We start from the raw sequence: 23,828 nt of genomic DNA, 5'->3' as shown, positions 1-23,828 counted from the left end.
AATTAACACCCGAGAATTTATTTATTCGCCCCTGCGACAAAAAAGAGATTAATCTGATCAATGATAAAATTAACTCCCTTATCCAAAAGCACAAAAGCAAAATACCACTTATGTTTCCCAAAAAACTTTCTGAAGGCTATGCCTCCTTCCTGCATGGCAAACTTGAGCGTGAACATGCCCGCTATAAAAAACTTGAAGAAGAAGGGCAACATCCCGAGATCATGATTATCGGTTGTGGAGACTCAAGGGTTGCGCCAGAAACCATCTTTGACGCCGGCCCTGGTGAAATATTTGTTATTCGCAATATTGCCAACCTGATCCCTCCCTGTGAGTCAGATGTTGAGTCTTCTTTCCATGGCACCAGTGCCGCTGTCGAGTTCGCGGTTAATGCCCTGAAGGTTAAACACATTGTTGTCCTGGGGCATGCCAGTTGCGGGGGCATTGCGGCCTATGCCAACAAGGCAGCACCGCTGTCCCAGCGGGATTTCATTGGAAAATGGATGTCTCAGATTGCACCGGTAGCTGACAAACTGGGTCCCCCACAAGGAGACCGGCAAAACTGGATACGCCAGCTTGAATGGGCGGTGGTGGAGTACAGCCTGGACAACCTCATGACATTCCCGGCCGTACGCGAACGGGTGGAATCGGGCGAGCTGACCCTGCATGGCGCTTATTTTGGTATTGCCACAGGCTTGTTGTTTGTGCGCGATCCGATCACAGGTGAATTCAATGCCTGTACCGAGTAATACCTTAAGTTATACATAAACACTCACGTCCCACCCATAATTGAATCACAAATATACATAATGTATACTTTGTAACTGATTTGATCTTGCAAAATTATGGGGAAAACAATGAGTTTTGGCAAAAAAGCATCCATTACGCTTTTATCAACAACATTAATATTCGGTGGATGCGCCACTGACGGGCAAGGAGGATGGGGCTCCAAGCAAACTGCAGGAACTGCTATAGGCACCATTCTTGGGGCAATTGTAGGTTCCCAGATTGGCGGTGGCAGTGGCAAAGCCGTTGCCGCTATTGTTGGTGCCCTGGCCGGTGGTTTATTGGGTAATATGATCGGCTCCAGCCTGGATGAAAAAGACCGGCTGGCACTGGCGGCAAGCACTCAAAAAGCACTGGAATCCGGCAAAAAAACCAACTGGAAATCAGAGCACAGCGGTGCATCAGCCGTTATTACGCCTGTCAGCAGCAAAACCGTTACACAATCCACAAAAATAAAGCGTTCCCAAAAAATCGCCCAGGTCGATAACCTGCAAATCATTAACCAACCCTATCAGGCAAAGAAATCAGCCATTTTACGCGCCGCTCCTAATGAGACGGGTAAAAAAATTGGTGGATTCAAGGCAGGCCAAACCTTCACCGCATTGGGTAAAACCAACAATAACTGGATTGCCGTTGGCCGCAAAGGCGTTACCGTTGGTTATGTATACGCCCCTTTGGTTGGTGCCGCCACCAAACACACAGACACGGCAACCGATCTGGACAAAATCACCGTGGCTTCTGCCCAGCAACAAGGCTTTGACCTGGACGCGATCGAACCCGCTAAAACGGTTACCCAGCAAGTTAACGTAGAAACACAATGCCGTGAAATGAAATACAGTCTGAAATCCAGCGCCGGCCAAGAAGATAAAACCTTCCAGGCTTGCCAGGACACCAATGGCACATGGCAAATTGGCTAAGCCAGACGTTTAAACGCATACAAACCGGAGCAATTTGTGAAGATCAACAAAATAGGGTTGGCGCTTTCCTGCGCCTTCATGATGGCGGGCGGCAGTGCCCATGCCGAAGAATACCGTTTGGCCTTTTCCAAAGGCGAACAGATTGAAATCATCATCAATAATGCCAATCAAGACAGCTGGTGCAGTGCCAAGCTGAAACTGGAGGCACGCTATCAGGCCACCCCCAACCCCGAAGGACTGGCCAGGCTTATGCCCAAAATCGGCCAGCTCATGAAAACCCAGTGCCCACAGGCAACGCAGCTTAGCTGGATCAGTACCAGCCATGGCAAACAGCTTGCTTCCGGCAACAGCTCGGCCGCGACTGGCTGGGTCCTGAACATTGACCCTGAAGCGGCAGAAGAACAGCAAAAAACAAATGACATAGCCGCCGCCCCAGCAAGTGAAACACCCCTTGCGAGCGCTGAAAAACCAACTGAAGCCGAAAGCAACCAGGCTGGCAGCAAAGTTGCAAGCGCAGAGGCCACAGCCGAAAAACCGGCTCAAAACACAACCACCTCTTTCCTTGCGCAAATCCGGAAAACAGAAGAAAAGACAACCGAAAGCCCGATCGCCAATGTGACAGCCGCGCAAACAGAAGCACCTGCCAACGAGCCCAGGCTGCCCGTCACCCCCAAACTGGCTTTTGAAGTTAACGGCTGGAAACCCAATGCGAATACGCAAGAAGTCCTGAAAACAGCGAAACTGACCGAAGTCATAGACCAAAACGGTTGTAAACTGCTTGTATCTTTGGAAAACACATCTTTAAATCTTGAATACACCCAGTTCAAAACAGAGGGCCTGGACTGCCAGAACAACATCGCGCAAGGCCCCGGCAAAGCCAGTATTGTCCGTTCCGACGGCAATATCCTCAATCGGGCATCTGACTACTATTTTTCAAAGGGCCTTGCGCTTAACACAGAGCTGACGGATCTTGATTCTCTTAATATTGTTGCCGCCAACGAAAATGGACACCAGCTCTGGCTTTATCTAGGTGAAGATCCCGACGAAAAGACCTATTATTTATTAGGTTTAAAAAAAGGCTGGGGCTCCCCCTTCGGCCCCTGGTCTATTAGTGGCCTTGATATCATCACCGAGCAAAATGACATCTTCAGAAAACAAAACCATATTCTTGAACAAGTCAACAAAGCACTTAAGCAACATCCCTGGCTTCAGGACAAAGCCAACAACTTGAGTGTTTCCTTCTTCAGTGACTTCAAACGCGGTGTACTTGAAAACCAGCTACAAGGCAAACTGTATTCAACCAATCTTTACCGGCATTACGACTGGAAAAAGAAACAGCTTCCGCCATGGAGCCTCACTGCCATTCAAGGCAACAACTATCTTTTCCAAAGAGATGAAGCGACAAAACGTGAAGAAGCACGACTGGCCCAGGAAGCCATATGGAAAAAACAACAAGAAGAAAGACAACGCATTTATGAGCAACAGCGCCTGGCACGTCTAAAACAGCAAGAGCTGTATGCCATTGCCAACAAGGAAGAAAGAAACCTCCAGCAATTTAATGGTTTTGAAAAAGCCCTGCAAAACGGTGATAAAAATCTGCTGGCACAAAACCTGTCTGGCATTGAATTTACTCCTTTTGGCCGCAGCGACTATTACCACTTAATGCATGGCCGTTCCAAAGAAGTCAGCCTGCTGGTGCGCATTGACAAGGTCGACAACGATGCCGCACAGGCTATCTGGCCCTACCCGCTCAAACTGAACAGCCCCGTCCAGCTGGAAAAAGGCTGGTACTGGATTAACGGCAAGGCATCACTGGACAAGAACCAAACGGAAACAGCCAAACTCCCTGTCATACAGGTTGTTATTGATAGTCCATCTCACCTGCTCAAATGCGAACAGGCGCTATGTAAAGACCTGGAAAACCCACTTGCCCTAACCCGTATAGCATCAAAAAATGCAAGTTGGGATATCGCACACGCGCAAAGTGTTATCAAGGAATATGAAGAGGCTAAAAAGGCCAGTTATTAAGCAAGCCACGCCCTCTTTTAATAAACAGACACATTTAACAGACAATAAAATGACAACGATTCTTAGCAAAAAACGACTGTCACTGATCGGAGCAGGTTTACTGATCCTGATAGCGGCAATATGGTTTCTGGGTAATATTTACGCGACCCGCACAGCCGAAGAAAAAATCTCGGAAACCCTGGGCAGCACACCACTGGCCAATGACATTCATTGGGAAAAATTAAGCGCCAATATTTTTGGTACTGTGACCATGGAAAACCTGGTCATTGGCAAAGGAAAATCAGCCCTGAATGTCCAGAAACTGCAATTGTCAGGTTTTGAAAACTCGGCATCCATCCTTCAGGGCAAACTGGTTTTAACCGGTGTCGCCGACACCAATGGACAAAGTCCCTTGCTGGAAAACGAATTGCTTCAGAATGCAGGCTATATCACAGCCGATCCCGTTAACATACGTTTGGATCTTAAAGCCCAGAAAAACAAAGGCTCGGCACAAATCAACCTGGCCCTTGACCAACACGAAGTCATTGAACTGAACAGTTCATTGTCCATTCAGCGCGCCCAACAATTAATGGCACTGCTCTCTTCAGGCCTGGAGGGTGGCAAAGAAGCATTCAACCCAATGATGATATTCAGCATTGGGGCAATGCTTGATCCTATAACCGTTAATAATACGGAAATCCACATTAAAGAGCAGGGATACATACAAAGGGTCAATGCCCTTGTTAACCGATATGACATTCCGCTAGTACCTTCGGAAAAAACACTGGATACTGAAAAATTTGCCAAAACACAGCAAAAAGACCGTTATGAGCAGGCCATGCAGCAATGTGCCCAACCCAATTCTAAAAACCGTTTTTTTGATAATCCGGTTGACAGCTGCAAGGCCATTGCCAAATTCATGTTCCAGGAAAACGGCTCGCTTAAACTGAAGCTGAAGTCCTTCCCTCTGAAAGAGCTGGATGAACTGGTACTGGATATGTGGTAAAACAAAAAAAGCCAGTTATTTAACTGGCTTTCAATTATTTCAGGCAAAACTTTTCAAGAAGCCTTAATTGTGGGCGGGTAAAGCCGGAACTTCACCAGTCAACTCTTTGCGCAAGTACGCATAATACAGGGGCCCAGCAAGGATACCGTACAGCCCGAACAGCGCTTCACTCATGAAGATCACAATCAGCAGCTCCCAGACTTTGATATGTGTGCGCTCACCAAGCACGGTCGCGCTGATGAAATACTCGCTTTTATGAACCAGCACCAGGAAGGTCAATGCCGCCAGTGCAGCCCCAGGACTAACAGTCAAAGACACAACGGTCAGCAAAGTATTACAGAAAATATTACCCGCGATGGGAATCAGGCTGGCCACAAAAGTAATAACGAGCAATGCAGTCTTGAACGGCAACTCGATACCAAACGGTGGCAGAATCGCAAAAAGATAAATAAACGTAGCAACCGTGTTGACAATTGCAATGAAAAACTGGGCCAGCACAATTGCCTTGAAGGTGTCCCCGAAATTTTTTGCCCTTTTTGTTATTTCTGATTCCAACGCTCCTTTTGGAGATTGCTTCAGGCCGCTTAAAAAGATCATGGGACCAATAATGAAGCCGACAATAATCTGCAAGAGTATGCCCAGGCTGTTCTTGCTGAAATGAGCCACCGCTCCCATCTGGCTCTTGATAAAATTTGCCATTGCCTCATTCAAATGTGAAAATTCAGGCAGGAATTGAGCCACACTCTCAGGAAGTTCAACATATTTCGTAATAATAAAGTTTTCAAGGCTATGTGACAGGCCCTGTAACTCACGATGCAAGGCGGGAATGGAATCTTGCGCCAGTTTAAAGAAAATAAACCCCGCAACCCAGGGAATGAGCGCCACAAGGAATGCAATGGGCTTTGCTACGTATTTGTTGTCTTTTAATTTAAGCAAAGATTGGATGCCATTACTTGCGACATACGAAAAAGCTATGGCCAGTAACCCTGGCAGCATACCTACAAACAGCACAGTGAGCAGCAAAGAACCAGCTAGAACAAGACTAAGGGTACGACGAAGGGAAGCAGGATTCAGATGCAAGATGACTCTCTAACAGAAAAACCTCTACAGAGGCGGAAAACAAGGTTTTCACCTACCCCGTAAGTATATATTGAAGAGGGATTGGCGTGTTAATTACGGTCAGAGAGAACGGGAGGATAAGTAAAATGCCAGGAAACTCAAATTTTCTCCCAAATGAAAAAAGCCAGTTATTTAACTGGCTTTTAGCTATTTCGGATAAAAATTTTTTACTTAAACTTTTAAAGTTTTGGCGGGTTGGGGGGGATTCGAACCCCCGAAACGTTTCCGTTTACACGCTTTCCAAGCGTGCGCCTTCAGCCACTCGGCCACCGACCCTTTTCATACAACTGGCCTTGCACCAGCTTATCTTGCCAACACAATTTTAATAAACTGCATCAACTTAATCAATTATTTTAGCATCCTTTCCACGTATCGTGCAATCATATCCACTTCCAAATTCACTTTATCATGGGCTTTGGTATGGCGAAGTGTTGTATTCTGGATGGTGTGGGGAATAATGTTGATGCTGATCAGACAACCACTGTCATTATCAGTCACGCTGTTTACCGTCAGGCTAATCCCATTAACGGTAATAGAACCTTTGTATGCCAGGAATTTGGCCAGTTCCGCAGGCACCTGGATTTTAAGCTCATGAGACTCACCCACAGCATCAAATGACACCACCGTACCCAAGCCGTCCACATGGCCGGACACAATATGCCCGTCCAGGGAGTCTCCCATTTTAAGGGCATGTTCAAGGTTGACTTCCCCCACGGCATCCAGCCCAACCGTGCGGTTCAGACTTTCGCGGGAAACATCCACTTCAAATTCCTGCCCGGCAAATTTCACCACTGTCATGCAGGCGCCCTGAATCGCAATGGAATCGCCCAATTTGGTCTGCTCCATATTGAATCCGGGCGCATGGATGGTTAAATGCACGCCATCCTGACCCGTGCTTCCCAAGGGTTCAACATTTGTGATTTTGCCCACAGCAGCAACAATTCCGGTAAACATATTTTTTCCTTGATGGTTCTAGTTATGTACAACGCTGTTCAAAAGCATATTCCAGCGGTTTTGCAAACGCGCACGCAAACGCAAATCGGGCGTAACGGTTTGGGTTTCAAAAAAATCAAACTGATAAGCCTGATCCAGTTCACTCAAGACAGGCAAACGAAACAGGCCCTGAGCATCACCCAGTATTTTAGGAGCCATGTACAGCAACAGCTCATCCAGCAAACCTGCCTGTAACAAGGCTCCGTTCAGGCCTGGCCCTGCCTCTACGTGCACTTCATTGATTTGCTGTTTTCCCATCCAGGCCAGCACGGCATCCAAATCCACATGACCATTTTTTTCAGGCATGACAATAAGCTGCACATTTTTGGCCAGCAGACGCGCCGCCTTGGCTTCATCAAGATGAGTCGTAAACACCCACACCGGTTCACCATTGAAGATTCGCGCGGTTTCAGGCACCACAAAGCGACTGTCAATTATGGCGCGAACAGGCTGGCGCGGGGTTGCCAGGGAACGCACGGTCATGAGCGGATCATCGTGCAAAACGGTGCCCAAGCCAGTTAACACCACGCAGCTTCTGGCACGCCAGTAATGCCCGTCGGCACGCGCCGCGGCACTGGTAATCCATTGTGACTGACCATTGTACAAAGCCATACGCCCGTCCAGGGAAGAGGCCAGCTTGGTCCACACCCATGGACGACCGTTTAACATACGAGAAATGAATCCCGGATTCAGGGCCAGTGCCTGTTCGGACAGCAGATTGCAGCGTACTTCAATACCCGCTTCCTGCAGTTTGGCAATCCCTCGGCCTCCCACCAATGGATTGGGGTCTGCCATGGCAATCACCACCCTGGCGGGCTTGGCGGCAATGATGGCATCCACACAAGGTGGGGTTTTACCATAATGGCTGCAAGGCTCCAGAGTGACGTAAAAAGTACTGCCTGCCAGCTCATGCCGGTTTTCCCGTGCATGCTGGATGGCACACACTTCGGCATGCGGCCCACCTGCTTTTTGAGTAGCCCCCTGCCCCAGCAATTGCCGGTTTTTAACAATGACACAACCCACCCGCGGATTGGGGGTAGTTACAAACATGACTGAAGCCGCTTGCTCCAGTGCCTTGCTCATCCAGTAAAAGTCATCAGGCTGGCTCAAAACAGATCCTTTCCTATTTCTTTTCCAGCTTACCGGCATTGACCGGCATCTGCATTTCCTGAATGGCCTTCACAAACTCGCCAATATCCTCAAAGCTTTTATACACTGAGGCAAAACGCACATAGGCCACCTGGTCCAGTTGTTTGAGTTCATTCATGACCAGTTCCCCAATATGCCCAGTGGAAACTTCCTTGCCCGGCGTGTTCCGCAAGGCTTCCTGGATACGGGCAACAGCGGCCTCAAGGGCTTCGGTTGAGACCGGCCGTTTGCGCAAGGCCAGCTTTAAACTGGCATGCAATTTTTTAATATCAAACTCTACGCGCGTTCCGTTTCTTTTGACGATGGTTGGCATGGACAGCTCAACTCGCTCATACGTGGTAAAACGCCGGTCACAATCCAGGCAGCGACGGCGTCGGCGTATGGTATCACCATCCTCGGAAACCCGGGAATCCACCACCTGGGTTTCTGAATGAGCACAGAACGGACATTTCATCTGAAAGAAACCTTAAAGTAAAACGCCTGCCGGAGCAGGCGCTGCTGGTCAGCTAATTATTTGTAAACCGGGAACTGTGCGGTTAATTGATTGACCTTTTCACGGACCGCTACAATATTGTCTGCATCACGTGGATTGTCCAGGACATCGGCAATCAGGTTGGCCGTCAGCTCGGCTTCTTTTTCGGTAAAACCGCGTGTGGTCATGGCCGGTGTACCCAAACGGATACCGCTGGTCACGAATGGTTTTTCAGGATCATTCGGAATCGCGTTTTTGTTGACCGTGATATGTGCATCACCCAGAACGGCTTCGGCTTCTTTACCGGTAATGCCCTTGGCACGCAGGTCTACCAGCATGACGTGGCTTTCGGTACGGCCGGACACAATCCGCAAACCGCGTTTAACCAGGGTTTCGGCCAGCACTTTGGCATTCAGGGCAACCTGTTTGGCATAATCCTTGAACTCGGGCGCCAGGGCTTCTTTGAAGGCAACCGCCTTACCGGCAATCACATGCATTAACGGACCACCCTGGATACCTGGGAAGATCGCGGAATTGACGGCTTTTTCATGTTCGGCCTTCATCATGATGACACCGCCACGTGGACCACGCAGTGATTTGTGGGTCGTGGACGTCACAAAATCGGCATGGGGCACGGGGTTGGGATATTGGCCACCGGCAACCAGACCGGCATAGTGGGCAATGTCAACCATGAACAGGGCACCATTGTCGTGGGCAATTTTAGCCATGCGCTCGAAGTCGATACGCAATGAGTAGGCAGAAGCACCGGCCACAATCAATTTGGGCTTGTGTTCTTTGGCCAGCTGCTCTACCTGTGCGTAGTTCAGCTCTTCGTTTTCATCCAGGCCATAAGGAATGAAGTTATACAGTTTGCCCGAAGCGTTGACAGACGCACCGTGTGTCAGATGACCACCTTCAGCCAGGCTCATGCCCAGAACGGTATCACCCGGTTTCAGGACGGCCATGTAAACACCCTGATTGGCTTGTGAACCAGAGTTGGGCTGAACGTTGGCAGCCTCGGCACCAAACAGTTCTTTCAGACGGTCAATGGCCAGCTGCTCGGCAATGTCCACAAACTCGCAACCGCCGTAGTAACGCTTGCCGGGATAACCTTCTGCATACTTGTTGGTCAGCTGCGTGCCCTGAGCCTGCATGACGGCAGGACTGGTGTAGTTTTCAGAGGCGATCAGCTCAATGTGCTGTTCCTGACGTACGGTTTCTTTCTGGATGGCATCCCACAATTCGGGATCGACTTTGTCCAGGGTTAGGGAACGATCAAACATGTGTTTTCCTAAATTTATAAAAGGCAAAAAAATTAAATGGTCACTTTAGGATTAAGTGTATACAGCCCGGTAATACTGTCGCTGGCCAATATATGCGTATTGATGACTTTAAGCACATCTTCAGCACTAAACCGGCCTTCGAGTGGAACTGTTTCTATATCCAGGGCATAAAGCGTGAATTCATAACGATGGACCAGTGCATCATTGAAAGGAGGGCACGGGCCATCATAGCCGTAGTAATCGCCTTTCATGTCATGGTCATTGGCAAACCAGGCCGTGTAGTCATTGATGCCCTGGCGCATGTTGCGAGGCGCAATGGGGCCGTTCTTGCCCTTGGGTGTCACTTCTTTGGAGAATTCGCCTTCTTCAATGGCAGTCACGCTGGCAGGAATATCAACCAGCACCCAGTGATAGAAGTTGACACGGGGCAAATCGGCCGGTACTTCACGGTCTTCCTGATTGACATCGTCTGGCTTGCTGGGAACATCCGGATCACGGCAAATCAATACGAAAGACCGGGTACCCTCAGGCGCCCCCTCCCAGGAGAAGTGCGGATTCAAATTATCGGACAGTGCAATATGTGCCACCGCATCCTGTTTGCCAAAAGCATAACGTGGGTGTATGACCTGGCCATTGACGATTGACTGACTGAGTAACTTCATAGATCCCCCAATAAAACCTGATGTTAATAGATGGAAGTCAATTAATTGACAGTAATGCGGGCAAACTTGCGTTTGCCTACCTGCACGACATAAGTACCTGCTGCAAGCTGCAGTGATTTATCCTCAACCCGCTGGCCATCAACCCGTACACCACCCTGTTCGATATTACGCTGGGCTTCGGAACCGGAGCTGGACAGGCCCGATTCCCTGAGCACCTTGACAATACCCAACGGGCCGCCCGGCAACTGGATCTCAGGCATGTCATCAGGGATGGCACCATCACGGAAGCGGGCCTCAAAATTGGCCAGAGCCTGTTCGGCCGCCTTGGCGGAATGGAACCGGGTAATGATTTCCTGGGCCAGCATGACCTTGATGTCACGCGGGTTGCGCCCTTCTTCGGTTTGTTTTTTAAGGTCGGCGATTTCTTCCAGGGAAAGGAAAGAAAGCAGCTCGTAATAGCTCCACATGAGCGTATCTGAAATGGACATGAGCTTGCCAAACATGGAGTCGGGCGCTTCGGTAATGCCAATGTAATTATTCTTGGATTTGGACATTTTGTCGACACCATCAAGACCCACCAGCAAGGGCATGGTTAACACGCACTGGGGCTCTTGGCCATATTCTTTTTGCAGCTCACGGCCCACCAGCAGATTGAACTTCTGGTCGGTGCCACCGAGTTCGAGGTCGGACTTGAGCACGACAGAGTCGTAGCCCTGCAGCAAGGGATATAAAAACTCGTGAACCGCAATAGGCACACCGCCCTTGAAACGCTTGGTGAAATCATCGCGTTCCATCATGCGGGCCACGGTGTAACGTGAGGCCAGCTGGATAATACCGCTTGCACCCAGCTGTTCGCACCAGTCGGCGTTGTAGCGGATTTCAGTACGTTCAGGATCCAGCACCATGCTGGCCTGTTCATAATAGGTTTTTGCGTTTTCCTCGACCTGTTCTTTGGTAAGTGGCGGGCGGGTTGCGTTACGGCCGCTGGGATCACCAATCATGGAAGTGAAATTGCCAATCAGGAAAATGACATTGTGCCCAAGGTCTTGCAGCTGACGCATTTTATTCAGGACAACGGTATGACCCAGGTGAATATCGGGAGCGGTTGGGTCCAGACCCAGTTTAATACGCAAGGGCGTATTGGTATCACGGCTCTTTTGCAGCTTTTTGGCAAACTCTGACTCGACCAGCAGTTCATCGCACCCACGCAAGACAATGCGCAAGTCATTCTGGACTTCTGGAGAAACAGGTGATTCGGAAGATGACATAAAAACTTTATCCAATGCAAAACATAAACATCCCAGAAACAGAATGTAACCGGGATGATAATCAGGTAGACCTGCTATTATCGCTTTTTTCCTGCGATTCAGTGCTAAATTATACCTTTTTATCCAAATTCAGATTGCATATGGCTGCCATACAGGACACTCAATTTTTCATCGGGCTCATGTCCGGCACCAGCACCGATGGGGTCGATGGCATCATTGCCGCCTTTTCACCCGCACAACGCCCCCGCATTCTTGCCCAGGCCAGCCTGCCCATGCCGGCTTTGTTAAGACAGCATTTTCTTGAACTGAATGCGCCAGGGCTCAATGAATTGGAAAAAGCCAGCCTGGCCGCCAATGAACTGGCCCGTTTGTATGCCAGGGTTTGCAAACAGTTGCTGGAACAAACACAGCTGACAGCGGAAAACATCACGGCCATTGGCGCCCACGGTCAAACCGTACGCCATCGCCCCGAACTGGGCTACACCCTGCAACTGAATGCACCCGCCCTGTTGAGCGAACTGGCACACATTGCGGTGGTGGCCGACTTTCGCAGCAAGGACATTGCCGCAGGCGGTCAAGGCGCTCCCTTGGTGCCTGCTTTTCACCAGTCCTTGTTTGGCACACAACGGCCTGTTACCGTCCTGAATCTGGGTGGCATCGCCAATATCAGTATTTTGCATCCTGAAAAAGAAGTAAACGGGTTTGATACCGGCCCGGCCAATGTACTGATGGATTTATGGTGCCAGCGCCATACCGGCAAGGAATATGACAGGGATGGCCAATGGGGGGCCTGCGGTACGGTGAACGAGGCATTGCTGAATTATTTGCTTGAAGCCGAACCCTGGTTTGCACTGCCCCCACCCAAATCAACCGGCCGGGACTTGTTCAACCCGAACTGGCTGGATACCCTGCTTGGCAACTTCAAACAAAACATTAGCGCCCCTGACATCCAGGCCAGCCTGCGCGCGCTAACTGCCCAAACCATTGCCAGCGCCATTCATGCCCATGCCCCCGAAACACAGGAAATCATTACCTGTGGCGGTGGCGCATTCAATGGCCCCCTGTTGCAGGAGCTTGCGCAACGGGCACGCCTGCCGGTAAGTCGCTGTGAAGATTACGGGATTCCCGGCCAGTCCATGGAAGCCCTGGCTTTTGCCTGGCTGGCCTGGGCCCATTGCAACCGGGTACCGGCAGGCACGCCGTCCGTCAGCGGTGCCCGGCGCAAAACCATTCTGGGCTGTTACTACCCGGCCTGAACTTCTTGTTTATACGCTGAAGTTACTGAAGCAGCCAGTTTAATGACTCAGATTGAAAATGCGAAAAGGGGCAATACCCCGCTGTTATAACGAAGCCACTAGCCTATCCTGTCTCATTGCTTATTTTATTTGCGGCAGCTTGCTACCCGCCAGAATATTTTCCAGCAAAACATGCTCTTTAAATTTATACAGCCGCGCCGGCCGGCCTCGATCCTGGGTAGTAACCTTGCCCGTTTCCTCCACCAGATCCTGGTGCTGTATCATGCGACGAAAATTCTGCTTGTGCAACTCTACGCCAGCCAGCCCCTCTATACTTTTTTGCAATTGAAACAGGGTGAACTCTGCCGGCATCAGTTCGGCAATAACAGGACGGTATTTGATTTTTGCCCGCAACCGTGACATGGCCGTAGCCAGCACCCGGCGATGATCCCGCTGCATGAAAACCCCGATTTCGCCAGCCCCCAGCCCGATACTGAGATAATTGGGTGCCTCGGGAATCAGACCCGCTTCATACATGAGCTCGTAGCGTAACAACACATGCTCTTCCACCCAGTCAAATCCGTTCAGGCCCCAACACATATCCACCCGGCGTTGCCGGTTCATGCGGCCAGTAGGATCGCTTTCCTGATTGACCCAATCCTGCAATGACGGCAAAAGCGTTTGCGCCACCCAGGGAGCCAGTCCCTGCCGATGATCTTCCCAGGGAAAATAATAGTACCAGTCCTGCCAGCTGGCATGCGCCTCAAGCTGGCTTTCATCAATTTCCTTGACCAGTCCCAGATAACTGACATACAGCACCGGATGTCCCGACAAACGGGTTCGGGTGGTATCCACGAAGGTGTACAGCTGCTCTACATAACCCATCGGCTGTCTGGTTTGGGTTTTTACCCACTGACGGACCCCCGACTGCAAGGAACGGTGAATCGGCGACAAGGCCCCAAAAGGCAGGGACAGACCATCGAGCACCGTTAAGACACGGGCGGAAAACCGGGTAATGGCGATTAAAACGGCAACCAGCTCACTGGCGCCCTCGTTCTGACTGGGAGAGGTATCTGATGCCGACATTGTTATGGCTATTGATGATTGGATATTGGCATGGCCATTGTATATGGAAGTATCCCGTCGGGTATATGGAAGTATCCCGTCGGGCAAAACTATTTGCAACAACGGGCATGACAACAGAATGTCCATTTATAAAAATGCTTTGCCTTTTATGCTCAAAAAGAGCATAATTTGATTTTTTAAAAAAATACTATTTGAAAAGCCATGGGACACACAGAACAGAAAGCATTTGAATTTGATCAACCCTTATTACACAGCGCCAGCCTTAACGGGCAAGCCTGCATGACCTCCATCCTTCCGGAAAGCGCAGATGCCCAAGCGGTAGGCAAGGCCTGGGCCAAAATACCCGCCCCCCTGTCAAAAAACCAGGAGCAGCAATACATCCAGGAAATCAGGCAACTCATGCAAAGCAGGAATGCCGTGCTGGTGGCCCATTATTATGTTGATCCCGTCTTGCAGGATCTGGCACTTGAAACCAATGGCTGCGTGGGAGACTCGCTTGAAATGGCACGCTTTGGTCGTGACCATGAAGCCTCTACCCTGATTGTGGCCGGTGTTCGCTTCATGGGTGAAACCGCCAAAATGCTTAGCCCCGGGAAAAAAGTACTGATGCCAACCCTCGAGGCCGAATGTTCACTGGATCTGGGCTGCCCTGCCGACCAGTTCAGTGCCTTCTGTGATGCCCACCCTGACCGGACCGTGGTCGTCTACGCCAACACCAGTGCCGAAGTCAAAGCACGTGCCGATTGGGTGGTCACCTCTTCAATCGCCCTGGAAATCGTGACTTACCTGCATGAAAAAGGCGAAAAAATCATCTGGGGCCCCGATCGTCACCTTGGCCAATACATTCAAAACAATACGGGTGCCGATATGCTGCTATGGCAAGGCTCCTGTCTGGTTCATAATGAATTCAAGGCAGCCGAACTGGCCAGCCTGAAAAAACAATACCCCGATGCCAAAGTACTGGTGCACCCGGAATCACCGGCAGGCGTGGCAGCATTGGCCGATGTAACCGGCTCTACCAGCAAACTGATTCAGGCCGCCATCGAGCTGCCGGCCCAAACGTTTATTGTGGCTACCGATGCCGGCATCATGCACGAAATGCAAAAAAGAGCGCCTGGCAAAACCTTTATTTCAGCCCCCACATCTGGCAATAGCGCCACCTGTAAAAGCTGTGCCTTTTGCCCCTGGATGGCCATGAATGGACTGGCCGGCATCAAACAATGCCTGCTTGATGGCTCGGGTGAAGTCACGCTGGACAAAACACTGGCCGAACGGGCCCGCCTGCCACTTGACCGGATGCTGCAGTTTGCCGAAGCCCATAAAAAATCGGTCAAGGCCAGCGGCAACCTGATTCAGGACATGAAACTATTTCAGCATATAGGGGCCGCTTAAGCATCATGATGCGTCAGTTTGACACCATTATTATTGGCAGTGGCCTGGCCGGATTATCGGTAGCCCTGTCATTGCCGGACAACCAGCGCATTGCCATACTGTGCAAAGACGCGCTTATCAACACCGCCAGCGACAAGGCACAAGGCGGCATTGCCGCCGTCTGGGACAGCCAGGACTCCTTCGAACGACACATTAACGACACGCTGATTGCCGGAGCCGGGCTGTGCGAAAAAGAAGCGGTGGCTCACATTGTTGAGCACTCGCCCGATGCCCTGAAATGGCTGCTGGCGCACCAGGTCAGCTTTACGCGCAACGAGAACGATCAGCAACTGCACTTGACCCTTGAAGGCGGCCATTCTTGGCGTCGGATTGCCCATGCATCGGACCAAACAGGGCATGTCATCACGCATACCCTGCAATCCCTCTTGGGTCTGCATCCCAACATCCAGGTATTTGAGCAACGGGCCTCGATTGACTTGTTGCTTGATGAGGAACAGCCTGCCCAATGCCTGGGTGTCAAGGCTCTCAACCGGCAGTCCTGTGAAATCGAAACCTTTCTGGCCCCCAATACCGTACTGGCCACCGGTGGCACCGGACAGCTTTTTACCCATACCACCAACCCGGCCATAGCTACCGGTGATGGGATTGCCATGGCCTGGCGGGCAGGCTGCCGGGTTGCCAACATGGAGTTCATCCAGTTTCACCCAACCGCGCTGGCCTTACCCAATGCTCCCACCTTTTTGATTTCCGAGGCGGTCAGAGGAGAAGGCGGTATTTTACTGCGGCCAGACGGCAGTCGCTTCATGCCCGACTATGACGCACGTGCTGAACTGGCACCGCGCGATATTGTGGCCCGGGCCATTGAAACTGAAATGAAAAAAAATGGCAGCCAGCATGTCCTGCTGGACATCTCGCATAAGCCAAGGGATGAAATTTTGCATCACTTTCCCACGATTCATGCAACCTGCCTGTCCCATGGACTGGACATTTGCACCACCCCCATCCCGGTTGCACCCGCCGCCCACTATACCTGTGGTGGTGTCGTTATTAACCACTCAGGACAAACAGACCTGAAAGGGCTTTACTGTGCCGGTGAAAGCGCTTACACCGGCCTGCACGGTGCCAACCGGTTGGCCAGCAATTCCTTGCTGGAATGCATCGTGACGGGCCGAAATATTGCCCGCAACATTGCCGCCAAGCTGCCCTGGGAAACCCCTGCCGCTTATGACAACACCCTTTGCATTAAGACAGTGACAGACAATGTCAAACAGCCGGCACAAGGCAGCCCTCTTGACGTCAACAACCTGAGGCAACTGATGCGGCACTATTTTGGCATTGTGCGCAATCATGCCGGCATGCAGGCAGCCCTGCAGCAGCTGGGCGCATGGAAAACACAGTTTCACACAGGCGCTGGCCCACAAGCCCCCCGCCTGGATGATATCGAGCTGGGAAACATGCTGGACGTTGCCAGCCTGATGCTGCAATGCGGCCTGGCCCGCAAGGAAAGCCGGGGCCTGCATTACACGACCGACTACCCTGACATGGCTAATACCGCTGCGCCTACCATACTGGCACCGCTGTTATCCTGAGACACAAAAAAACAGGCCCGTGCATTTTATTCAATACACGGGCCTGCTCTGGTTTATTTAGTGTCATGCCTTCACGAACGCGAACGACACTTGCTGTTTAACAGTATTACACCGAAAAAGAAGAACCACAACCACAAGTTGTTTGGGCATTCGGATTACGAATCACAAACTGTGAACCTTCAATATCTTCTTTGTAATCAATTTCAGCGCCAACCAGGTACTGGAAACTCATGGGGTCTACCAACAACTGAACGCCATCTTTATCGATAGTGGTGTCATCATCGTTAACGACCTCATCAAACGTGAAGCCATACTGGAATCCTGAACAGCCACCACCCTGCACGAACACGCGCAGTTTAAGGTCGGGATTACCTTCATCGATTAACAAATCCTTGACTTTAGCTGCAGCCGCATCGGTAAAAACCAATGGCACTGGAGGAGCCTGCAAGTCTACTGACTCTAAAACGCTACTCATATACTTACTCCTGGTGAGATACAGTCACCTTAATAAAACAGGCAGATACGCCTATAACTTGATTATTTTAACATAACAACACGCTAAGACTTGAGCTTTAGCGTTCGCGTCACACGTGTATTTTTACCTTCCACCACCTTCAGGGTTATGTTTTCAGGTATAAAGCCGTCAGGAATCACCAGCAGGCCCTGTGCCAGTTCAATTTTGCTGAACTTCAAGTTCTGGCCACCATTACTGGCATTTTTTGTTGACGACTTGTTATTGTCTGCATTCTGGACTGCAGAGTCGGGCTTAAGCACCACGGTGGTGGCCTTGCCATTCATCTTGCCCTTGGCCTCAAAATGCAAACGACCACTGAAAACGGCAGGTTGCTTCTGGGTGCGCGTCAGTAATACCTTATAGCGAATCCGGGCGCCTTCCTTGACCGCATCGAACTCCCGAACGGTCACATGCATATTGCTTTTGGAGGGAATCAGCTGCTCATAACGCAACAATTCCTCGGTGCTTCTCACGATTTCATCCTGCAGCTTCGCGACCTGGCGATTGAATTCAACAATCGTGCTTTTATCAATCACCATTTGCGCATTGGCAGCATCCAGCTTCCCTTGCAATGCCTGGATTTCCAACTCACCCTGCTTTACTTTTTCCGAAAGCAAAGTGAGCTGTTCATTTTCCACGCCCAGCATTTTACGCTGCACGACGTTTTGGGTAACGTAATAACTACCCGTTGCTCCCACCGCTATACCGACGGCCAAAAGAAAAATACGTGCTGCCATTGTTAACCGGCCCTTTAAGGCAAAATAGCCACTTGATCCAGGCCAGTTTGTTCAGCCAAACCAAATAACACATTCATGTTTTGCACTGCCTGACCGGCAGCCCCTTTCACCAGATTGTCCTGAACCACGACAACAATCAGGGTATCGCCATGCCCGGGACGGTGCAAGGCAATACGCAGCTGATTGGATGCCCGGACCGAGCGGGTTTCCGGCAGGCTGCCGACAGGCATCACATCAACAAATGCCTCATTCTGGTAACGCTGCTCGTACAGGGCCTGAAAATCGGTTTCCAGGGCCTCGGGTTTGATTTTGACATAAATGGTGGACAGCATTCCCCGGATCATGGGTACCAGATGCGGCACAAAGGTAAGGCCCACCGGCTGACCGGCAATTTTGCCCAATTGCTCGACTATTTCAGGATGATGACGATGGCCGGAAACTCCGTATGCCTTGAAGTTGTCACTGGCTTCGGAGAACAGGCTGCCCACTTCGGTTTTACGGCCAGCACCAGACACACCCGATTTACAATCGGCAATGATATTGTCCAGCTTGATCAGACCCTTTTCCAACAAGGGGGTAAGTCCCAGAATAACAGTGGTGGGATAACAACCCGGGTTGCCAATCACCTGCGCGCCGGCCACCTTTTCCCGATTCAGTTCAACCAAACCATAAACACTGTCTTTCAAGACATCCGGACAGGCATGCGGCATTTTGTACCATTTTTCAAAAACCGCCGTGTCCTGCAAACGAAAATCGGCCGCCAGGTCGATCACTTTGACACCGGCCTCTATCAGGGCACGGGCCTGCCCCATGGCAACGCCATGAGGTGTCGCAAAGAAAACCACATCACATTCAGTCAGTGCCGCATTTTCGGGAGCGGAAAAAGCCAGATCAACATGCCCGCGCAAGTTGGGAAACATATCCGCAACCGGCATGCCTTCTTCTTTACGAGAGGTAATTGCATGAAGCTTTGCATTGGGGTGCGCTGATAACAGGCGCAGCAATTCCACACCGGTATAGCCGGTGCCGCCAACGATGCCAACCTTGATCTGGGCCGAAGAAGATGCCATTGTTAAATCCTTTGTTAATGAAATGGATGTAAACGTTTTTATAAACGACTATTGCACCACATTATGAGAGTTTTTACACGCGTTTTGGTTCAACTTACCTGAAAATCAGGCACTGGTTTTGCTTCACTATGTTTCAAAGCGCCTTTAACAGGCCAAAAACAAAAAAGACCGCAAATGCGGTCTTTTCTGGCTCGAAAACAGATTAGCGTTTGCTGAACTGTTTGCGACGACGGGCTTTGTGGAAACCGACTTTTTTACGCTCGACTTCACGTGCATCACGGGTTACATAACCAGCTTTGGACAATGATGATTTCAATGTTTCATCATAGTCAATAAGCGCGCGGGTAATACCATGACGGATTGCGCCAGCCTGGCCGCTTTCGCCACCACCGTGCACATTGACGTGGAAGTCAAAGGCTTCGGTGAGCTCTGTGAGGACCAAAGGCTGACGAACAACCATGCGGCCTGTTTCACGGGCAAAATATTCATCAACAGGTTTACCGTTAACAACGATGGCGCCTGTACCTTTTTTCAAGAAAACACGAGCCACTGAAGTTTTGCGGCGGCCTGTTCCATAATTCCAATTACCGATCATGATTTATCCTTAGAAATCCAGCTGTTTAGGCTGCTGGGCAGTATGAGGATGTTCGGCACCAGCATACACCTTGAGTTTTTTAATCATGGCGTAGCCCAGTGGACCTTTGGGCAGCATACCTTTAACGGCTTTTTCAAGTGCACGGCCTGGAAAGCGCTCTTGCAGCTTTTTAAAGTTCGTTTCGTAAATACCGCCAGGGTAACCGGAGTGACGGAAGTATTTTTTGTCTTCAGTCTTGTTACCGGTAACAACGATATCGGCAGCATTGATAATTACAATATAATCGCCGGTGTCAACGTGAGGGGTGAACTCGGGTTTATGTTTACCGCGCAAACGGCGTGCAACTTCGCTGGCTACACGACCAAGGACCTTGCCTTTTGCATCGATAACAAACCAGTCACGTTTGACTTCATGCGGCTTTGCCACAAAGGTCTTCATGATAGTTATTCCTAAATAAAAATTAATAGAGCCGGCTTGTGCCGTGCCCGTTACGCCCAATTTCCGATTTTTTTATGCCTGTTAAAAAAACATAAAGCCGGACGCTGCCAGGCTGTTATTGTAAACAAGTAAAATCTTACTTTTCAGCCGTACAGTTCTGGGTTAGCCGGTTATGTTAACACCTTGTTTTTATTTTTTCAATAAAAACAATAAAATAGAACGCAAATCAGAGAAAAACCACCCGTACAATCCTTGCTTTTTGTTGTATTTTGTACGGGTGGGACTGTCTTAGACCTGATTAAGCTTTACGGCCTTGTGAAATCGCATAGGCCAGATAGCGGGTATACGAACCCTCAACCAGGTTGAACCAGGGTGCCAGATCGTCACGGAAAGCCATGTAGTCATCATGGATTTTCTTGAACATCGGGTCTTTGTCAGAGAACTCTTTATACAGTTCTACAGAAGCCTTGTAACCGGCGTCCAGCACTTCTTTGGGGAACTCTTTCAGTACGGCACCACCAGCGATCAATCTGCGCAGCGCACCCGCATTATGGGCATCATAAACCGCCGTCATATTGGCCGTAGCATACATACATGCCGCCTCAACAATCGCCTGGTAGTTTTTGGGCAGTTTCTCGAACTCACCTTTGTTCATATAAGCGGAAACCTGTGGACCACCTTCCCAGAATCCGGGGTAGTAGTAGTATTTGGCCACTTTGTTAAAGCCCAGTTTTTCATCATCAAAAGGACCGACAAACTCAACCGCGTCAAGCGTACCCTTCTCAAGCGAGGGGTAAATATCGCCACCGGCGATTTGCTGGGGAATCACGCCCAATCGTGCCAGCACCTCTCCGGCAAAACCGGAAGTACGCATTTTCAGGCCTTTCAGGTCTGCCAGTGAGTTGATTTCCTTGCGATACCAGCCACCCATTTGTACACCGGTATTACCCAGAGGGAAGTTGACAATATTGATGGGCTCAAACAGTTCGCGCAGCAACGCTTTACCGTTGCCTTCAAGAATCCAGGCCATCATCTGACGGGCGGTCAGACCAAAAGGAACCGCTGTATCGAAACAGTAGGCGGGGTTTTTACCAAAATAATAGTAACCGCAGGTATGACCAGCCTGAACGGTACCGTTGGACACCGCATCCATCACCTGCAGGGCAGGCACGATTTCACCGGCCGGGAACACGTCAATCACGAATTTGCCATCAGAAGCTTCGTTGACATACTTGACGAATTTTTCAGAGGTACCGAACAAGGCGGGAAGGCTGCGTGGAAAACTGGAAGCCATGCGCCATTTGATGCTTGGATTTTCCTGCGCCAATGCCGGGGCACCAACCGCTGCCGTACCGGCCACCATACCCATACCGGCTTTTTTTAGAAACGAACGACGTTGCATATGCTTATTCTCCAAATTTATTTCAAACTCTAAAAATTTTATACGATAAACAGCCTTCTGGCGCCCTTGCTTTATGTGATAACCCGAATTAGTGGTTTTCCCTAAAGCAGCCCCAGGCCTGCCTGACACCTAACTGCCTGCCACCGCCATGCTTTCAATCAGGATGGAACCCGATGTTTTGGCACCGCGCGTAATGACATCGTTACCTACCGCCACCATTTGCATAAACATATCTTTCAGGTTGCCCGCAATCGTGATTTCCTGAACCGCATGCTGGATTTGCCCGTTTTCCACCCAGTAACCAAACGCACCACGGGAGTAGTCGCCGGTAACATAATTGACACCCTGCCCGATCAACTCGGTCACCAGCAGGCCAGTACCCATTTTTCTCAGCATGGCATCAAGATCGTCACTGGCTTCGGTGAGTGTGGAGCTTAACAGCAAATTATGCGAACCACCCGCATTACCGGTGCTTTGCATCCCCAGTTTACGGGCCGTGTAGCTTGACAGCAAATAGCCCTGCAAAATGCCGTCCTGCACCAAATCACGCGTCTGGGTTTGCACGCCTTCGTCATCAAAGGCGGAGCTGCCCATGGCACCCGGAATATAAGGATCTTCATGAATTTGAATATGGTCCGCCATCACCGGCTTGCCCAGAGAGTCAAGCAGGAAGCTGGACTTGCGATAAAGCGCACCACCACTGATGGCCTGGGTTAGCGCACCAATCAGCCCCAGAGCCAGGGGTGCCTCAAACAGAACCGGATATTTTCCGGTGGGAATCCTGCGGGCCGACAAACGGGACAAGGCACGCTGGGCCGCATACACACCCACATCATGTCCCTTGGCCAGCCTTTCGGGGTAACGATTGGAGGTATACCAATAATCCCTTTGCATGTGATCGCCCTTGCCGGCAATGGCTGCCACCGAAATACCATGGCGCGAATACGGATAACCGCCCATGAACCCCAACGAATTGGCAAACACAAAGCGCCCTTCACTGATATCAATGGAGGCGCCTTCAGAATTGGTGATTTCCTTGCTATAGCCCAAGGCGCCCTGCTCGGCCTCTATTGCCAGCCTGACCGCCTCATCGGCAGAGATATCCCAACTTTTATGCAAGGCCAGATCAGGTAAATAGGTGGCCAGCAATTCGAGCTCAGGCAAACCGGCCGCAGGATCGGCCGCTGTATATTTGGCAATATTCCAAGCGGCCTCGACGGTTTCGGCAATCGCTTTGGCTGACAAGTCCGAGGTGGAAGCTGAACCCCTGCTTTGCCCTGCGTAAACAGTCACCCCCAGGGAGCGGTCATTGGTTTGTTCAACCGTTTCGACACTGCCCTTGCGAACGGAGACAGCAAGCCCGCTGGACTCGGAGACCTCGGCTGCGGCACTGCTTGCACCGAGCTTGCCGGCATGTTTCAGCGCCAGCTGAACCAGCTCTTCAAAATTAGACTGACTATTAGGATTCATAGATAAAAATATAAGTGGTTGTTCTGTTCATTATGACTGTAATCGCATACACGGTTATGATATCCAAATATCAACCATTTTTCGATTTTATTTATGCATAGCGACCAAACAGATCAGGACGATAACGATTTTTACGACCGACCCAGCAAATCCCAAATCAAAAGAGAGCTGCATGCCATTCTGGATCTGGGCAAGCAAGTGATTGAGTTGCCCTATGACAAAGTAAAGCAGCTACCCCTTGATGACAAACTGCTGGATGCCATTAAAACGGCCCAGAAAATTAACGGTCGGGAAGGCAAACGCCGTCAGATCCATTATGTCGGAAAACTCATGCGCACAGCCGACATCGAGGCCATTCGCCAACAGCTGGATGTCTGGGAAAATGGCTCAAAAGAAATTACCGCACATATGCACCGGCTGGAAACCCTGCGCGATCGCCTGATTGCCAGCGATGAAGAGTTAACCATACTTCTTTCCGAATATCCCCAGGTGGATATTCAGCACCTCAGGGCACTGATTCGCGCTGCCCGCAAAGAACAGAGCGCCAACGCAGCCCTGTCCGAAACCCAGGAGCCGCAAAAAAAACATTATCGTGCCCTGTTCCAGGCACTCAAGTCTATTTTATCAACCGGGGAATAGTT

23 protein-coding genes and 1 tRNA gene are annotated in these 23,828 nt (G+C 50.3%); 8 read left to right on the top strand and 16 right to left on the bottom strand.

Annotation, left to right across the window (positions count from 1 at the left end; translation table 11 throughout):
• The first annotated feature begins 110 nt into the window (after positions 1–110).
• From KU392_RS04225 to KU392_RS04210, 4 genes are all read left to right on the top strand, one after another.
• Complete coding sequence (locus KU392_RS04225) at positions 111–746, top strand: carbonic anhydrase (protein ID WP_169295532.1); 636 nt, start codon at positions 111–113, stop codon at positions 744–746.
• Positions 747–854: 108 nt separating this feature from the next.
• A complete protein-coding gene (locus tag KU392_RS04220) occupies positions 855–1,700 on the top strand; it encodes an SH3 domain-containing protein (protein ID WP_169295533.1) in 846 nt (281 codons plus the stop codon).
• Positions 1,701–1,736: 36 nt separating this feature from the next.
• Positions 1,737–3,728: a hypothetical protein gene (locus tag KU392_RS04215; protein WP_169295534.1), complete on the top strand. Its 1,992-nt coding sequence runs from the start codon at positions 1,737–1,739 to the stop codon at positions 3,726–3,728.
• A 49-nt stretch (positions 3,729–3,777) separates the two neighbouring features.
• Entirely contained in the window at positions 3,778–4,713 is a 936-nt protein-coding gene (locus KU392_RS04210) for a hypothetical protein (protein WP_169295535.1), read from the top strand.
• Positions 4,714–4,776: 63 nt separating this feature from the next.
• Here the strand turns inward: KU392_RS04210 and KU392_RS04205 are convergent, their stop codons facing one another.
• The 8 genes from KU392_RS04205 to tyrS form a co-directional block, all read right to left on the bottom strand.
• Positions 4,777–5,793 (bottom strand): AI-2E family transporter, encoded by a 1,017-nt coding sequence (locus KU392_RS04205; RefSeq protein ID WP_169295536.1) that lies wholly within the window; start codon positions 5,791–5,793, stop codon positions 4,777–4,779.
• Between the two features lie 227 nt (positions 5,794–6,020).
• Positions 6,021–6,108, bottom strand: a tRNA-Ser gene (locus KU392_RS04200).
• A 72-nt stretch (positions 6,109–6,180) separates the two neighbouring features.
• A complete protein-coding gene (locus KU392_RS04195) occupies positions 6,181–6,786 on the bottom strand; it encodes a riboflavin synthase (protein ID WP_217734636.1) in 606 nt (201 codons plus the stop codon).
• 18 nt (positions 6,787–6,804) lie between these two features.
• Positions 6,805–7,935 (bottom strand): bifunctional diaminohydroxyphosphoribosylaminopyrimidine deaminase/5-amino-6-(5-phosphoribosylamino)uracil reductase RibD, encoded by a 1,131-nt coding sequence (gene ribD, locus KU392_RS04190; RefSeq protein WP_343212399.1) that lies wholly within the window; start codon positions 7,933–7,935, stop codon positions 6,805–6,807.
• Positions 7,936–7,948: 13 nt separating this feature from the next.
• Entirely contained in the window at positions 7,949–8,428 is a 480-nt protein-coding gene (nrdR, locus tag KU392_RS04185) for a transcriptional regulator NrdR (protein ID WP_217734635.1), read from the bottom strand.
• A gap of 56 nt (positions 8,429–8,484) precedes the next feature.
• Positions 8,485–9,729, bottom strand: a complete 1,245-nt coding sequence (gene glyA / locus KU392_RS04180; RefSeq protein WP_217734634.1) for a serine hydroxymethyltransferase — start codon at positions 9,727–9,729, stop codon at positions 8,485–8,487.
• Between the two features lie 32 nt (positions 9,730–9,761).
• Positions 9,762–10,391, bottom strand: coding sequence for a YbhB/YbcL family Raf kinase inhibitor-like protein (locus KU392_RS04175; RefSeq protein ID WP_169293623.1), 630 nt, complete (start codon positions 10,389–10,391; stop codon positions 9,762–9,764).
• Between the two features lie 41 nt (positions 10,392–10,432).
• Positions 10,433–11,659, bottom strand: a complete 1,227-nt coding sequence (tyrS, locus tag KU392_RS04170) for a tyrosine--tRNA ligase (RefSeq protein ID WP_217734633.1) — start codon at positions 11,657–11,659, stop codon at positions 10,433–10,435.
• A 140-nt stretch (positions 11,660–11,799) separates the two neighbouring features.
• Between tyrS and KU392_RS04165 the strand changes: the two genes are divergently transcribed.
• Positions 11,800–12,915 (top strand): anhydro-N-acetylmuramic acid kinase, encoded by a 1,116-nt coding sequence (locus tag KU392_RS04165; protein ID WP_217734632.1) that lies wholly within the window; start codon positions 11,800–11,802, stop codon positions 12,913–12,915.
• A gap of 120 nt (positions 12,916–13,035) precedes the next feature.
• Here KU392_RS04165 and KU392_RS04160 read toward each other — a convergent pair whose 3' ends face one another.
• The gene (locus tag KU392_RS04160; protein ID WP_169293620.1) at positions 13,036–13,980 is read right to left on the bottom strand and encodes an NUDIX hydrolase; all 945 of its coding nucleotides are present in this window, start codon (positions 13,978–13,980) and stop codon (positions 13,036–13,038) included.
• A 279-nt stretch (positions 13,981–14,259) separates the two neighbouring features.
• Between KU392_RS04160 and nadA the strand changes: the two genes are divergently transcribed.
• The gene (gene nadA, locus KU392_RS04155; RefSeq protein WP_217734682.1) at positions 14,260–15,372 is read left to right on the top strand and encodes a quinolinate synthase NadA; all 1,113 of its coding nucleotides are present in this window, start codon (positions 14,260–14,262) and stop codon (positions 15,370–15,372) included.
• A 5-nt stretch (positions 15,373–15,377) separates the two neighbouring features.
• Complete coding sequence (gene nadB, locus KU392_RS04150; protein ID WP_217734631.1) at positions 15,378–16,961, top strand: L-aspartate oxidase; 1,584 nt, start codon at positions 15,378–15,380, stop codon at positions 16,959–16,961.
• Between the two features lie 106 nt (positions 16,962–17,067).
• Here nadB and erpA read toward each other — a convergent pair whose 3' ends face one another.
• The 7 genes from erpA to pmbA form a co-directional block, all read right to left on the bottom strand.
• A complete protein-coding gene (gene erpA / locus KU392_RS04145) occupies positions 17,068–17,436 on the bottom strand; it encodes an iron-sulfur cluster insertion protein ErpA (protein WP_169293617.1) in 369 nt (122 codons plus the stop codon).
• Between the two features lie 83 nt (positions 17,437–17,519).
• Positions 17,520–18,212: a copper transporter gene (locus tag KU392_RS04140; protein ID WP_217734630.1), complete on the bottom strand. Its 693-nt coding sequence runs from the start codon at positions 18,210–18,212 to the stop codon at positions 17,520–17,522.
• Between the two features lie 14 nt (positions 18,213–18,226).
• On the bottom strand, positions 18,227–19,282 hold the full coding sequence (gene argC / locus KU392_RS04135) for an N-acetyl-gamma-glutamyl-phosphate reductase (RefSeq protein ID WP_169293615.1): 1,056 nt from the start codon (positions 19,280–19,282) through the stop codon (positions 18,227–18,229).
• 202 nt (positions 19,283–19,484) lie between these two features.
• On the bottom strand, positions 19,485–19,877 hold the full coding sequence (gene rpsI, locus KU392_RS04130; protein WP_169293614.1) for a 30S ribosomal protein S9: 393 nt from the start codon (positions 19,875–19,877) through the stop codon (positions 19,485–19,487).
• Between the two features lie 9 nt (positions 19,878–19,886).
• Positions 19,887–20,315, bottom strand: a complete 429-nt coding sequence (gene rplM, locus KU392_RS04125; protein ID WP_169293613.1) for a 50S ribosomal protein L13 — start codon at positions 20,313–20,315, stop codon at positions 19,887–19,889.
• A 298-nt stretch (positions 20,316–20,613) separates the two neighbouring features.
• Positions 20,614–21,717, bottom strand: coding sequence for a TRAP transporter substrate-binding protein (locus KU392_RS04120; protein WP_169293612.1), 1,104 nt, complete (start codon positions 21,715–21,717; stop codon positions 20,614–20,616).
• 129 nt (positions 21,718–21,846) lie between these two features.
• A complete protein-coding gene (gene pmbA, locus KU392_RS04115) occupies positions 21,847–23,187 on the bottom strand; it encodes a metalloprotease PmbA (RefSeq protein WP_169293611.1) in 1,341 nt (446 codons plus the stop codon).
• A 93-nt stretch (positions 23,188–23,280) separates the two neighbouring features.
• On the opposite strand from pmbA, the gene yjgA reads away from it, so the two are divergent.
• Positions 23,281–23,826, top strand: a complete 546-nt coding sequence (gene yjgA / locus KU392_RS04110; protein ID WP_217734629.1) for a ribosome biogenesis factor YjgA — start codon at positions 23,281–23,283, stop codon at positions 23,824–23,826.
• Positions 23,827–23,828: the final 2 nt, after the last annotated feature.

The sequence above is a fragment of the Advenella alkanexedens genome (assembly GCF_019132845.1).
Lineage (GTDB): Bacteria > Pseudomonadota > Gammaproteobacteria > Burkholderiales > Burkholderiaceae_B > Advenella > Advenella alkanexedens.
This window is presented reverse-complemented; position numbering and strand designations above follow the sequence as displayed.